Source organism: Candidatus Sericytochromatia bacterium (assembly GCA_035285325.1).
Lineage (GTDB): Bacteria > Cyanobacteriota > Sericytochromatia > S15B-MN24 > JAQBPE01 > JAYKJB01.
Window position 1 is genome coordinate 12,885 of sequence record JAYKJB010000135.1, and the last position, 14,100, is coordinate 26,984.

Consider the following 14,100-nt stretch of genomic DNA (forward strand, 5'->3'; position numbering starts at 1 on the left):
CCGCGGGCCCCAGGGAGGGCCGCGCCGCTGGCGGTTCCGGCTGCAGGAGATCCGCGCGGGGGGACGCGTCGGGCACCGAGGGCGACGTCAGGTGGCGATCGCCGCCGCGGGCGCCTGCAGCGGCGTTTCCTTCGCGATCACGCCCCCGGCCAGCATCAGCTCGCCGTCATAGAGGGCGGCCACCTGGCCGGGCGTGATGGCGCTTTGCGGCGTGAAGAAGCGCACCAGCCAGCGGTCGTCGGGGGCGGGTTCGACGATCGCCCGCGCCGGCTCGGAACGGTAGCGGATCTTGACCTCGCAGCTGATCGGTTCGCGGGGCGGGGCGATCGAGATCCAGTTCACGCGCTCGACCAGCAGGGTGCTGCCCAGCGTGGCCTCCTTGGGCCCGACCACGACGCGCGCCGCCTCCGCGTCGATGCGGATCACGTAGAGCGGTTCGGCAGCCGAGACTCCCAGGCCCCGCCGCTGGCCGATGGTGTAGTTCACCACCCCGGGATGGCGTCCCAGCACGCGGCCTTCGAGGTCGACAATCTCACCGGGCTGGATGCGATCGCCCACCTGCTCCCGCAGGAAGGCCTGTGGATCTTCACTGAAGCAGAGATCCTGGCTTTCCGGCTTGTCCGCCACCACGAAGCCGAGGTCCTTGGCGATCGCCCGCACCTCCCGCTTGTGCAGTTCGCCGACCGGGAAGATGCAGCGCGCGAGCTGGTCCTGCGTCAGTCCGTAGAGCATGTAGGTCTGGTCCTTGCTGGGGTCCAGTGCCTTGAGCAGCTGCCAGCGGCCCGAGGCCTCGTCGAAGCGGACGCGCGCGTAATGACCGGTGGCGACCCGTTCACAGCCGAACTTCTCGCGGGCCATTTCCAGCAGCGCCAGGAACTTGAAGTCACTGTTGCAGATCGCGCAGGGGTTCGGCGTGAAGCCCGACAGGTAGCTGCTGGTGAAGTGGTCGACCACCTTCTGCTTGAAGGTTTCCACGAAGTCGAAGCGGTGGAACGGCATGCCCACCTGGGCCGCCACCTCCGAGGCATCGCGCATGGCCTCGGTGTTGCAGCAGCGCGATTCCGGCCAGATGACCATGGAAATTCCGATGCCCTCTACCCCTTGCTTGGCCAGCAGATGGGCGCTGACGCTGCTGTCGACGCCCCCGCTCATGGCCACGGCGATGCGTTCTGCCACCTTGATAACCCCTCGAACCGTCTGACGGTGCTGCCTTTGACTGTTTTATTTTACGGGATCCAGGGCCTTCGCGGCGAGGGGCCCGCTGGCGTGCTGAGGTGGCGTCGTGCACTGCGAGCCCCGAACGGGTATACAAGCGTCGCGCCTGATGCGACGAGGCTCAGGCTCATATGAGAGGCCACTTCCCGATGCGCCACGTTTTTCGCGCCATCCGTCCCTTCCTCGCTGCCCTCCTGTCGGCCGGTCTGGTGCTTCTGGCCCCGGCCGCGGCCGAAGCCCACATCGTCTACTTCAAGGACGGCACGGTCGTGCGCGGCAATGCGGTGGTCACCGAGAGCACCGTCACCGTCACCGGCGGCGGTGCCGACATGAGTTTTCCGCTCTCGACCGTGCGGGCCATCTCCTTCAACGAGGAGCCGATCGTGCAGGAGCAGAAACGGGTCGAGGAGAGCCGCCTGCTCAACAGTGAACCGCTGCTCTGGTCGATGGTCGCGGCCAACGCGATCGGCGTGCTGGTCGGTGTGATCAGCCTGACGCGCTAGGAGGAACGACGTGCTGCGACGCGCACTGCTCACCACGACCCTGGTCTGGGCGCTGGCCTGGTCCCCTGCCGAGGCGGCGCTGGTCTACACCAAGGACGGCCGCGTGTTCGACGGGGCCCTCAAGGTGGAGCGCAACGGACTGGTGCTCGTCTTGCCCGAGAACCGTTCCTTGATCATCCCCTACGACCAGGTCATGGGCATCTCGCTGGATGGGCAACCCGTCTTCCCCGCCCCGCGCCGGGCCGAGGAGAGCAAGTTGCTCAACACCGAGGCGCTGGTCTGGGCCCTGGTGGCGGCCAACGCCGTGACCGTGTTGACGGCCCTGGTGGGCGTGATGCGTGGGGCTGCGGCGCCTGCCGGTGCGGCGGCTCCGGCTACCCCTCGCTGAGCCACGGCGGCGCCTTCGCCGCCGCAACCCCGCCCTCAAGGGTCCGGCTCACCCGCCATCCGCGCTGGCGGGACCCAGGAACGCCACTCGCGCCAGCGGCTCGCGGCCGTGGTCGTACGCCAGCGCTGACCGTCGCTTTCGAGCAGGATGGCACCGTCACGGTCGGTGCGTAGCACGGCCACGCCGGAGCGTTCGAGCCTTGCCAGCGTGGTGCCGTGCGGGTGTCCGTGGACGCTCTGGCGCCCCACCGAGATCAGCGCCAGTCGGGGGCGCACCCGCGCCAGCCAGGCCGCCGAGGTGGCGTTGCGCGCGCCGTGGTGGCCGAGCTTGAGCACCTCGGCGCGCAGTTCGTCCGGACTTCGTTGCGCCAACCAGCCCTCTCCCGTCGTTTCCAGATCGCCAGGCAACAGCAGCCGGGTCCGCCCGTAATGCAGGCGCAGGACCAGCGAGGCATCGTTCTCGCGCTCGGGCGCAGGGGGGCGCGGCAGGACCTGCAGCCTGACGCCGTCCGCCTGCCATTGGGTGTTGGCCTGCGGCACCGTGAGCGTTACGCCGGCGCCGAGACAGGCGCTGAGCAAGGCCTGCTGGGCCTCGCCGGCCTCCGGGCGGCCGTTCTCCCACACCGCCGAGACCGGCAAGCGCGCCAGCACGGCCGGCAGGCCACCGAGGTGATCTTCGTGGGCGTGAGTCGCCACGATCAGGTCGAGGCGTTTCACGCCCAGACGCTGCAGGTAGGGCAGCACCGTGCGCTGGCCCTGGTCGGCCCCTCGGGCGGCAGGCCCCCCATCGACCAGCAGGGTCCGTCCGGCGGGGGTCTGAATCACGATCGCATCGCCTTGCCCCACGCTCAGCACCGCCACGCGCAGGACGGCCGGCGATCGCCCGCCCCCCCACCACACCAGCGCCCCGAGACTCACCAGCAGCGCCGCGCGGGGGTGCCGCAGCCCCAGGAACAAGGCCGCGTAGGCGGCGGCGATCGCCCCCGCCGACACGGCCGGCAGCGCCCACCACTGCCCCGGCACGGCGACGGCCCATTCGGCGACCCGGATCAGCCCGCCCACCAGGGCGCCCGTCAGGCCCGCGAGCCCCCCCACCAGGCGCGGGGCCAAACAACCGAGCAGCGCCAGCCCCAGTCCCCACGGTGTCAGCAGGGTGACCAGCGGGGCGGCCAGCCAGTTGGCCGGTACGCCCGCCAGCGGCAGACAGCCGAAGCTCAGGGCCTGCCAGGGGGCCACCCAGAGCCAGGTCACGCAGGGCGCCCAGCCGAAGGCCCAGAGCTGGCGCCGCCAGCCCTCGCTCGGGCCGTACCCGGCGTGGGCCAGCCGCAACAGGGCATAGGTCGCCAGCGCACTGAGCTGCAGCCCGAGGTCCGTGACCGCCGTGGGGTCGGCCCCCAGGATCAGGGCCAGCGTGGCCCAGAAGGCCGCAAACGGCACGGCCGAACGTCCCAGCACGAGGCCGCCCAGCCCGATCAGCCCCATCCAGGTGGCGCGGACCATGCCCGGCGTCGCACCCGTGAGCAGCAGGTAGCCGACCAACCCCAACGCCGCCAGAGCGCCGGAAGCCCCTGATCCCAGGCCCAGCCGGCGGGCCAGCCACCAGAGCAGGCCGCCCAGCAGGCTGACCTGGGTGCCGCTGGCAGCCAGCACGTGGGCCAGGCCGGCCTCGCGAAAGACGGACGCCAGCGCGGCCGGCACCGGGGCCGCCCCGCTGCCCAGCACCAGGGAGCCCAGCAAGGCCGCCTTTTCTGGGGGCAAGCCGACCGAGAGGCCTGCCAGGAGCGCCAGACGCACATGGTCGAGGGCGCGACGGGCACGATCGTCCGCGCGGAGGCCGAACCCCGTGGCCGTGGCCTGTTCCGCCTGCATCAACGCGAAGACGCCCCGTGCTTGCCAGTAGGCCTGCGCATCGAAGCCGCCGGGGTTGCGCGGTCCCTCCGTCGCCAGCAAGCGCCCTTGCAGCTGCCACCCCTGCCCCGGACTCGGCCGCGCCGTGCCCGGGGGAAAGCGAACGGCCAGGCGGCCGCTGACGGGTGGGCCCGTGGCCGTCGGCAAGACCCGCACCACGGCGCGCCAGCGCCCGTCGCCCCCCTCCGGCGGCGCCTCGACCATCCCGGCGATCGCCACGAAGCGCCGCGGCGCCAGGAGCGACACGTCGTCCCGCGCGGGGCGGGGCTGCCGACGATGATGCCAGGCCGCCGCCGGCCCCAGCAGCGCCAGGACCAGCAGGCCGCGCACGATCAGCGACCATCCGGGTCGCGCCACGGCCGCCTCGTGGCCCCTCAGCAGCGCTGGAATCAGCAACCCCGTGAGCCAGAGCCAGGGGCTGTCAGGTAGGAACGGGGCCAGGGCCGCACCGGCGGCCAACCCCACGGCGATCGCCGCCAGCACGCGCGCCGCGCCTCAATCCAGCACGAGATGAGGCCGCAGGCGCTGCAGGCGTTTGGCCCCGATGCCCGGCACCTCGCGTAACTCCTCCAGGCTGCTGAAGCGCCCGAGGCGGGTGCGCACGGCCAGAATCCGTTCCGCCATGGCGGGTCCGACGCCCGGCAGGCTCTCGAATTGGGCCCGGGTGGCTCGGTTGAGGGCGATCGCCCCGCTGGGAAGCGCTCCCTTGCCTGGCGCGCGACGAGCGCGCCGGGGGCGTGAACCGCCCTGACCAGGCGCCCGGGCCGGCGACGCGCTCACGGGCGTGGTCGCCTGGGTCGGCGTCGGCACGTGGACGTGGTCTCCATCCTGCAGGCGCGCGGCCAGATTGAGGCGATGCAGGGCCGCCCCGGGGCGCGCGCCCCCTGCGGCGGCGATCGCCTCGGCCACGCGACTCGCCGAGGCCAGCCGGAACACCCCGGGCGAGCGAACCGCCCCATCCACGTGGACCTGAATGCCGGCCTGCAGCACCAGGATCGTGGCGGCGGCCGGTGCAGGGGGGAGCACGAGCAGGCTCAGGCTCACGAACAGCCCCGTCAGGGAGCGGGGCAGGAAACGGGACACGACATCGAACACGCAGGGCCTCCTTTGGCACGTTGGACATGCGTCGGGGCCAACTTGGCTGCGCCTGCGGGGTGGGGCCGTGCCGTCGCCATGACGGCTCGCGAACAGCGGGCCGCGTAGAGGGCCGGCGAATCCAGCCGTGATGGGCCATGGCGGCGGTTTGGGGTCTGTCGCGGTCGGTCTGATCGGCCCCGCTGACAGGCCCTCAGGGTGGTAGAATGGCCTCCCATGTCACTGAATCATCTCCCTCGCTGGCTTGCTTCGACCGGAACCACCCAGCACCTGTTGAAACTGCTTCAGGCAGCCGCCGAGCCCACCGCCGGCCAGCGGACCGTTGGCTTGCACGGGGTGGCGGCGGCCTCCCGGCCGTTCGTGACGGCGGCGATCGCCCCGCACCTGCCTGGTGGCCTGGTCGTCGCCCGCGACGGCGAGGCGGCCCGCCGCTGGGTGGCGGAGCTGGAAGGCTTTGGCCTCGACGTGTGGTCCTTCCCCGCCGTCGAGACTTCTCCCTACGAAGGCGTCTCGCCGGAGGACGAGTTGCTGGCCCAGCGCCAGGCCACGCTGGCGGCCCTGCACGCGGGCGAGGCGCGCTGGGTCGTGACCACCCCCAAGGCCCTGGCGCTGCGGCTTCCGCTGCCGCCAGCCTGGGGCGGGGCGGCGATCGAGCTGGCCGTGGGCAGCCGCATCGCGCCCACCACCTTGGTCGGCCAGCTGGTGCGCCTCGGCTACCGTCCCGCCGCTCAGGTGGTCGAGCGCGGCAGCTTCTCCCGGCGTGGCGAGTTGCTCGACCTGTTTCCTCCGCAGCTCGACCAGCCGGTTCGCATCGAGTTCTTCGACGAAGACATCGAGCGCATGCGCGCCTTCGACCCTGATTCCCAGCGCAGCGACGCACCCCTGGAGCGTCTGGCCGTCTTCCCGATGCGGGGCATCGTGCTGCCGGAGACAGGCTGGCCCGCGATCGAGGCGCGCATTCGCAAGGCCTTCGATGACCAGCAAAAGAAGCTGAAGTTCGTGGCCGGGCGTCTGAAGGCCCGCACCGATCAGGACCTGACCCGCTTCGCCGCCTTCGGCTATTTCGACGGCTGTGAAGGCTATGCGCCCTTCCTGTACGAGCGCATGGGCACCCTGGTCGATTACCTGCCGGGCGGCAGCGTGCTGGTCTGGGACGACCACGAGCACCTGTTCGGCGAGCTGGTTCGCTGGTGTCAGGCCCAGGATGCGGCCCTGGCCAAGAACCTGGAAGAGGGCAATATCCTGCCCCTGCCCTACCCGTTGCACCTCGACGCCGCGGGACTGGCCCAACTCGGCACCGGGCTGGCGCAGCTGGATGTGAGCAGTCGGGCCCAGGCGGCCGTGACCATCGACGCGCCGGCCTCGCCGCGCTTCCACAGCGACTTCGACCAGATCGCGATCCGCATCAACGGCTGGCAACACGAGGGCCAGCGGGTCGTGATCGTGACTCAGCAGCCGCAGCGCGCCTTCGCCATCCTGGACGAACGCGGCGTCAACGCCTCGCTCTCTTCGCCCCCGGAGGACGCCGGGGGACAGGTCGGGGGCGTCTGGGTGGTGCGCGAGGGCCTGATTGAAGGTTTTAGCGTCGCCTCCTTGCGCCTGGTGGTGCTGACGGACCTGGAACTGTTCGGCCAGCAGCGCCGCGCCAGTGCCCGCCACCACAAGAAGTTCAGCTTCCAGGGCACCGCCTTCACCAACGTCGCGGAGCTCAAGCCGGGCGACTACGTGGTGCATGCCAAGCACGGCATCGGCCGCTTCGTGGGCCTGGCGCGACTGCCGGTCGACAACCAGGAGCGCGACTACCTGGCCCTGGTCTACCACAACGATGACAAGCTTTACGTGCCGGTGGATCAGGTCAATCTGCTGCACCGCTACCGCGGGCAGGGCGATGGCCCCTCGCCCAAGCTGCACAAGATGGGCGGCGTCGAGTGGGAGAACACCAAGAAGCGCGTCAAGAAGGGCCTGAAAGACCTGGCGGACGACCTGGTCAAGCTGTATGCCGCGCGGGCCAGCCTGGAAGGCTACGCCTATCCGCCCGACACGCTCTGGCAGCAGGAGATGGAGGAGGCCTTCCCTTACGAGCCCACCATCGACCAGCTCAAGGCCATCGAAGAAACCAAGCGGGACATGGAACGGCCGCGTCCGATGGACCGCCTGGTCTGTGGCGACGTGGGTTTCGGCAAGACCGAAGTGGCGCTGCGGGCAGCCTTCAAGGCCATCATGGCCGGCAAGCAGGTGGCCCTGCTCGCGCCCACCACGGTGCTGGCGCAGCAGCACTACCTGGTCTTCCGTGAGCGCTTTGCGCCCTACCCGGTGCGGGTCGGCTTGCTCTCGCGCTTTCGCACGCCCAAAGAGCAACGCGAGGTGATCGCCAAGCTCAAGACCGGGGAGATCGACCTGGTCGTCGGGACCCATCGCGTGCTGGGCAAGGACCTCGGGTTCAAGGATCTGGGCCTGGTGATCATCGACGAGGAGCACCGCTTCGGGGTCGCCAACAAGGAACGCCTGAAGCAGGTCAAGCGCCTGGTCGATGTGCTGACGATGAGCGCCACGCCGATCCCGCGCACGCTCTACATGGCGCTGAGCGGCGCGCGCGACATGAGCTTGATTGCCACGCCTCCGCTCAACCGGCAGCCGATCAAGACCTTCGTGGGCCCCTACGACCCGGATGCCGTGCGGGCCGCGGTCCTGCACGAAATGGAGCGCGGCGGACAGATTTTCTTCCTGCACAACCGCGTCGAGTCGATCGGGCGCATCGCGGTCGAGCTCGAGGCGCTCGTGCCGGAGGCGCGCATTCGCTACGCCCACGGGCAGATGAGCGAGGACGACCTCGAAGACATCATGCTGGCCTTCAAGGACGGCGAGTTCGATATCCTGCTCAGCACCACCATCATCGAGAGCGGGCTCGACATTCCGCGCGCCAACACGATGATCATCGACGACGCCGATCGCCTCGGCCTGGCCCAGCTGTACCAGCTGCGGGGCCGCGTCGGGCGCAGCGAGACCAAGGCCTACTGCCATTGCTTCTACCGGGCCGGCAAGCAGCTGACGGACGAGGCGCGCGATCGCCTCGGCGCCCTGCAGCAATTCACGGCGCTGGGCAGCGGGTACCAGATTGCCCTGCGGGACCTGGAGATCCGAGGGGTCGGCAACCTGCTCGGCTCCGAGCAGCACGGCCACATGATCTCCGTCGGCTTCGACCTTTACTCGCGCTTGCTGGAAGAGGCGATCGAGGAATCGCGCGGGCATGTGGTCGAGGCGGCGGTCGAGCCCGCCACCGTCGACCTCCACGTGTCGGCCTTCATCCCCGACGAGTGGATCGGCGAGGGGGGCGACAAGATGGCGCAGTACCGTCGCCTGGCGGGGGTCTCCAGCGAGCGTGAGCTGGAGATTCTGGAAGCGGAGTGGAAGGATCGCTTCGGGGCGCTGCCGACCAGCGTGCGCAACCTCATGCGGGTGGTGCGGCTCAAGCTGCAGGCCAGCGAACTGGGCCTGGCCGCGATCCGGTCGGACACCAAGTTCATCCGGATCCAGGGCGCCATTCCGGCCTCGGCCTTCTACAAGGCGCAGGCCAGTGACAAGTCTCTGGTCAACTGGAAGTTCACGCCCCAAGAGGTCCAGATCGACCGCACCCGCATGCTGCCGGAAGACCAGCTCGTGGCCGTCGAAAAATTGCTCAAACCCCTGCTGGCCGCAGCTGCGGCCACTGTCTGAGGCTTGCCGTGTCCCCCCATCCCCCTGACCCCGCTGCCAACGAGTCGGCACAGGCGCCCGAACCCGTGCCCCCAACCGGGACCCCGCCAGCTACCGACGCGCTGTTTCCCGGTGCGCCTGCGACTGAATATGTCGGGCCTGCAGCGCCTGATGACACCAGCCCGGCCGCCACCCCCCTTGACCCGGAAGCGTCGGGGATGGCGGAGCAAGGTGTGGCCTCGGGTGAGGCTTCGCCAGAGGCTGAACAAGCCGCCTCACCGCGCCTGCGGGCGCTGAAGGGCCTGGCGCTGGCGGTCGTGTTGGGGGGACTGTCCGTGGCGATCGCCACCTGGGCCGAGCCTCGCACCGGCACGGTCGCCACGGTGGACGGTCAGAAAATCGCCAAAGCGGACTATCACCGCATGCTGGGCCAGGCGCGCAGCCAGTATCAGGCGCGCTATCAGGTCCCGCCCGACAGTCCCTCCGGCTCCCAGATCGAGGCCGACCTGCGGGTCGGCGTCGTGCGGGAACTGGTGCAACGGGAGCTGGTGCGTCAGGAGGCCGAGAAGCGGGGCATCCAGCTGGCCGACCGTGAGGTCGAGGCGGAGATGACGCGCATTCGCCAGGGATTCAAGGACGAGGCCGAGTTTCAGAAATTGCTCTCCGACCAGGGCGCCGATGAGGCGGCGTTGGTCGAGCAGGTGCGTTCCGGCATGCGCGCCGCGCGCCTGTCCGAGGCGCTGGCGACGGCCACCCCGATCACGCCCGCCGAGGTGCGGGCCTATTACGACCAGCACGAGGCCATGTACCGCCGGCCCGAGGAGGTGCGGGCCCGCCACATCCTGGTCAAGCAGGCCGACCTGGCTCGCACGCTGCAGGGCAAGCTGCGGGCGGGAGAACCCTTCGACGCGCTGGCCAAGGCCCACTCCGAAGACACGGGCAGTCGCGCCAATGGCGGCGACTTGGGCTTTTTTCCACGCGGCCAGATGGTGCCTCCTTTCGAGCAGGCGGCTTTCTCCTTGCCGCTGGGGCAGGTCTCGGAGCCGGTCAAGTCGGATTTCGGCTACCACCTGATCCGGGTCGAGGCGCGCCACCCAGCTCGCAAGTTACCGTTCGAGGAAGTGCGCGAGGAGATCACCACGCGGCTGACCCGCGAACGACGCGACACGGTTTTCCGGGCCTGGCTGGAGCAGCGGCGCGAATCGGCTCACATCACCTACGGCGCAGGCTTCGCGCCACCGTCGCCAGCCGGACACGTCGGGCATGAGGGAGAAGGACACTGATGACGCATCCCATCACGGTGGTGGGGCTCGGCCCCGGTGACCCTGACTTGCTGACGGTGGCGGCCGACCGCACCCTGCGCGCCGCCAGCCATCTGTATCTGCGCACGGCCCGGCATCCCACGGTGGCGGAACTGGACGCGCAGGGCCTGGCGTACACCGCCTTCGACACCCTCTACGAGCGTGAAACGGATTTCGACCAGCTGTATGAGCGCATCGTCGACACCCTCGCGGCCGCTGCCGAGCAGGCGCCTGTCTGCTACGCGGTGCCGGGGCATCCGCTGGTGGCCGAGTCGACCGTCCAGCGCCTGTTGAAGCGTGAGGGCCTGACCGTCACGGTGTTGCCCGGCCTGTCCGGTGTCGAGGCCACCTACGCCCTGCTGGGCATCGACCCGACCCACGGCATGCAGCTGCTGGATGCGCTGGCGCTGGAGGGCGTGCGCATCAACCCGACGCTGGGTGCGCTGGTGGTGCAGGTCTACAGCAAGCGCGTCGCGAGCCTGGCCAAGATTCAACTGATGCGCTTTTTCCCGGATGAACACCCGGTCAAGCTGGTGCGCGCCGCCTCGGTGCCGGGCCAGGAACTGGTGCGGGAATTGCCGCTCTACGAGCTGGACCGCCACCCCGAGCTGATCGACCACCTGACTAGCCTGTATCTGCCGCCGGCGCCGGCCGTCTCGCTCGACCGCCTGCGCGACATCATCGCGCGCCTGCGGGGCCCCGGCGGCTGTCCCTGGGATATCGAGCAGACCCATGCCTCGCTGCGCAAGTACATGCTGGAAGAAGCCTACGAGGCGGTCGAGGCGATCGACGCCGACGATGATCAGGCCATGGCCGAGGAGCTAGGTGACGTCTTGCTGCAGGTGGTGCTGCACGCCCAGATTGCCGAGGAACGCGAGGCCTTCGACCTGGATGAGGTGGCCGAGACGCTCTGTGACAAGCTGGTCTTTCGCCATCCGCACGTCTTCGGCGAGGCCTCCGTGCGCGACAGCGCCGAGGTGCTGGCCAACTGGGACGTGCTCAAGGCGGCCGAAAAACAGGCGGCCGGGGCGTCCTCCGAGAGTCGCCTGGGGCGAGTCCCCCCGATGGCGGCCCTCAGCCTGGCGGACAAGGTCATGGGCCGGGCGGCCAAGGCCGGCTTCGACTGGCCGAGCCTGGACGAGGCCTTCGCCAAGGTCGATGAGGAGTGGGCGGAATTGCGTGAGGCGGTTCGCGGCGGCGAAGCCGAGGCGGTCTTTCACGAGTGGGGTGACTTCCTGTACGCGCTGGTGAACGTCTCGCGCCGGCTGCGGGTCGATCCGGAAGACGCGCTGCGGCAGGCGGTGCGGCGCTTCACGGCTCGCTTTCAGGCGATGGAGGCGATCGCCGAGGAACGGGGCCTCGACTGGGAGGCGCTCGACCTGGCGACCCGCAAGTCGCTCTGGCAATCGGCCAAGCTGCAGGAACGGGCGCCGCAGCGCTGAAGGGGGCCCTCAGGCCTGGTTGCCCGCCTCGGCGATGCGCCGGATGATGGCCGCCTCGCCGCAGTTCCAGGGGTCCACCCCGGTGTAGGCGCCGGTGTTGACCAGCGAGACGCCGTTGCTGCGCCGGCAGAAACCGCGATCCGGGCACGGACCACACTGCGGGTAGTCGCTCAGCGTGAGCCCCCGGATCCGGTTCAGTTCCGGGGAGTCGCGCCAGACCTTCAGAAAACCGCCGTTGCGGATGTTGCCGCTTGGCAGCGGGGCGGCGATGCAGGGGTAGACCTCGCCGGTGGCGCTGATGGCCACCACTGCCTTGGCACAGGAGCACTGCATGTCGTGGTCGGGGCGGCAGGAGGGCTGGCCGAGCGCGGCCGCCAGGGGCCCTCGATACAGGGCTTCCAGCGTCTCCAGCGAGACGCGATGCCCGAGCGAACTGGTGCTGCCGTCGTAGCGCGCCGAGATCTGCGGGTCGAGCGTGTGCCCCACCCCCTCGCGGGCGGCGATCGCCAGCATGTCGCCCACTTCGTGGGCGTTCTCGGTCGTCACGCAGAGGCTCAACGAGGTGCGCAAGTCAGCTCCGCGGGCCGCGCGGACCCCGGCCAGCGTGCGCTCGAAACTGCCCGGCAGCCGGGTCAGGGCGTCGTGGACGGCGGGGGTTGCCCCGTACAGACTGAGGTCGATCGCATAGACCCCGGCCTGGTAAAGCGCCGCGGCCCGTTCGGGCGTGAGGGACACGCCGTTCGACTTGATGCGCACGGCCAGCAGGTGCCGTCGGGCGTGGCGGATGAAATCGTCCAGATGCGGGTGCAGCAGCGCCTCGCCCCCGGTCAGGCACAGTTCCAGACAGCCTGCGGCGACCAGCGCGTCGATCACGTCACGGACCTCTTGCGGGCTCAATTCTTGTCCGGAAGGAGGCGGGCGGTCCCGATCGAAGTTGTAGCAGTGGGTACAACGCAAGTTGCAGCGCAACGTGAGTTCCAGCGAGGCGAACAGTGGCACGTGCGCTTCATAGGCGGCCTCCACCAGCGGGAGATCGTCGCCGCGCACGGGCTGGGTGGAAGACCGGGGGAATTCAGGTGACATGCGATGGATGAGCCTCACGCAGGATTGTACCCCCGACACGGCGCACGCGGGCAGGGACCTTTTAGGATGGGGGGGCGTCCATTTGAGCCGGAATCGGGCATGGTGACGCGCGACCGAAGGAGTCAGGCGGTGAAAACCGGGAGCAAGTTGTTGGCGCTGATGCTGGGGCTCTGCCTGCTGGCCCCGCCGGCCGCGCTGGCCTGCAGCAAGAGCCCCATCTCGGATGAGGCCTTCGAGGAGCTGTTGCGCGACGGCTATGCCCGTGATCGTCAGGGCGACTATCGCGGGGCCGTGGAGGTGTTCCAGCGGGCGATCGCCCTGCGCCCCACCAACCGCAAGGTGCGCTACCTGATCGCCAACACCTTCTGGCGCGACAACCAGTGGGCCCGCGCGCGCTTCGCCTGGGAAACCGTGCTGCGCATGGGCGCCGATGACCGCATTGGCAAGGAAGCGGCCCAGTGGCTGAAGGAGAACGACCGCGAGGGCTGGGCGCCCGCGGTGCGCACGCTGGTGGGCAGTCGCCCCGGCTTCGCGGACGGCCTCGGTCGCGCCGCCCGTTTCGACCGGCCGCAGGGCATGGCCGTCTCCCCGGATGGGCAGCTCTACATCACGGACACCGGCAACCACCGGATTCGTCGGGTCAGCCCCGATGGCAAGGTCGTGACCGTGGCCGGGGCGGGCGTGCCCGGCTGGCTGGATGGGCCGGCGCTGCGGGCGCGCATGTACGCGCCGACCGGGGGCACGCTGGACCCCGTCGGCAACTATTTCTTCGCGGATGGCGCGCGCATTCGCTTCCTGTCGCCCGGTGGCCAGGTCGGCACGCTGGCCGGCGACGGGGTGCCCGGGTTCACCGATGGGGGCATCGGGGTCGGCCGCTTTGCCCGGCCGATCGCCCTGGCCGCCGATTGGCGCGGCTTCGTGTTCGTGGCCGACAACGGTACGGCCATCCGCGGCATCTCGCCGGAGGGTGAGGTGCGCACCGTGGCCGGCAGCCTGGACCCGGGTTGGGCCGACGGCAGCGGCTCCTCCGCCCGCTTTCGCTACGTCACCTCGATGCAGATGCTCGACAAGGAGACCCTGCTGATTCTCGACACCGGCAACAACCGCCTGCGCGAGCTTCACATCCCGACCGGCATGGTCAAGACGCATCCGGGCTGCCAGAACGCCGGCTTCATCGATGGCCCGCTGGAAGTGGCCCACTGGCGAGAGCTGAGCGGCTTTGCCGTGGATGAGTACGGCAACTTGCTGATGGCCGACTCGGGCAACCGGGCCATTCGTCGCATCACCATCGGTCAGGAGGTGCAAACCCTGTCCGGGGGCTGGGCGGGTGGTGAACCGGCTGACGGCAACGGCATATGGGCGCGCTTCGCTGATCCCTCCGATCTGGCTCTTTACGGCAAGACGCTCTATATTTTGGACCGGCGCCAGGGGGCCGTGCGGACCATGAACCTGGACGGCCTTTACCACTGAAGC

The 14,100-nt window shown here is 69.8% G+C and carries 10 protein-coding genes; 6 read left to right on the forward strand and 4 right to left on the reverse strand.

Translation table 11 applies throughout. The features are described 5' to 3' along the window. Positions 1–87 precede the first annotated feature (87 nt). Positions 88–1,176: a tRNA 2-thiouridine(34) synthase MnmA gene (mnmA, locus tag VKP62_16530; GenBank protein MEB3198800.1), complete on the reverse strand. Its 1,089-nt coding sequence runs from the start codon at positions 1,174–1,176 to the stop codon at positions 88–90. Positions 1,177–1,364: 188 nt separating this feature from the next. Between mnmA and VKP62_16535 the strand changes: the two genes are divergently transcribed. Then, positions 1,365–1,718, forward strand: a complete 354-nt coding sequence (locus VKP62_16535; protein MEB3198801.1) for a hypothetical protein — start codon at positions 1,365–1,367, stop codon at positions 1,716–1,718. A 10-nt stretch (positions 1,719–1,728) separates the two neighbouring features. Further along, complete coding sequence (locus VKP62_16540; protein MEB3198802.1) at positions 1,729–2,106, forward strand: hypothetical protein; 378 nt, start codon at positions 1,729–1,731, stop codon at positions 2,104–2,106. Positions 2,107–2,141: 35 nt separating this feature from the next. Here the strand turns inward: VKP62_16540 and VKP62_16545 are convergent, their stop codons facing one another. After that, positions 2,142–4,496 carry a DNA internalization-related competence protein ComEC/Rec2 gene (locus VKP62_16545; GenBank protein MEB3198803.1) on the reverse strand — a complete coding sequence of 785 codons (2,355 nt, stop codon included), beginning with the start codon at positions 4,494–4,496 and terminating at the stop codon, positions 2,142–2,144. A gap of 12 nt (positions 4,497–4,508) precedes the next feature. After that, the gene (locus VKP62_16550) at positions 4,509–5,108 is read right to left on the reverse strand and encodes a helix-hairpin-helix domain-containing protein (protein MEB3198804.1); all 600 of its coding nucleotides are present in this window, start codon (positions 5,106–5,108) and stop codon (positions 4,509–4,511) included. 216 nt (positions 5,109–5,324) lie between these two features. Here VKP62_16550 and mfd point away from each other — a divergent pair, with 216 nt between their 5' ends. From mfd to mazG, 3 genes are read left to right on the forward strand one after another with little or no spacing between them, the layout of a single operon-like run. After that, positions 5,325–8,822 carry a transcription-repair coupling factor gene (mfd, locus tag VKP62_16555; protein MEB3198805.1) on the forward strand — a complete coding sequence of 1,166 codons (3,498 nt, stop codon included), beginning with the start codon at positions 5,325–5,327 and terminating at the stop codon, positions 8,820–8,822. Between the two features lie 8 nt (positions 8,823–8,830). Next, positions 8,831–10,084 (forward strand): peptidylprolyl isomerase, encoded by a 1,254-nt coding sequence (locus VKP62_16560; GenBank protein MEB3198806.1) that lies wholly within the window; start codon positions 8,831–8,833, stop codon positions 10,082–10,084. Beyond that, positions 10,084–11,544: a nucleoside triphosphate pyrophosphohydrolase gene (gene mazG / locus VKP62_16565; GenBank protein ID MEB3198807.1), complete on the forward strand. Its 1,461-nt coding sequence runs from the start codon at positions 10,084–10,086 to the stop codon at positions 11,542–11,544. The genes VKP62_16560 and mazG overlap by 1 nt, the downstream gene beginning before the upstream one ends. Positions 11,545–11,553: 9 nt before the next feature. Here the strand turns inward: mazG and VKP62_16570 are convergent, their stop codons facing one another. Continuing rightward, positions 11,554–12,627, reverse strand: coding sequence for a radical SAM protein (locus tag VKP62_16570; GenBank protein ID MEB3198808.1), 1,074 nt, complete (start codon positions 12,625–12,627; stop codon positions 11,554–11,556). Between the two features lie 129 nt (positions 12,628–12,756). On the opposite strand from VKP62_16570, the gene VKP62_16575 reads away from it, so the two are divergent. Next, positions 12,757–14,097, forward strand: coding sequence for a tetratricopeptide repeat protein (locus VKP62_16575; GenBank protein MEB3198809.1), 1,341 nt, complete (start codon positions 12,757–12,759; stop codon positions 14,095–14,097). The last annotated feature ends 3 nt before the right edge of the window (positions 14,098–14,100 follow it).

Coding starts and splice junctions, on each gene's coding strand:
- mfd (MEB3198805.1), top strand. CDS start 5,325: ATGTCACTGAATCATCTCCCTCGCTGGCTTGCTTCGACCGGAACCACC.
- VKP62_16570 (MEB3198808.1), bottom strand. CDS start 12,627: ATGTCACCTGAATTCCCCCGGTCTTCCACCCAGCCCGTGCGCGGCGAC.
- VKP62_16535 (MEB3198801.1), top strand. CDS start 1,365: ATGCGCCACGTTTTTCGCGCCATCCGTCCCTTCCTCGCTGCCCTCCTG.
- mazG (MEB3198807.1), top strand. CDS start 10,084: ATGACGCATCCCATCACGGTGGTGGGGCTCGGCCCCGGTGACCCTGAC.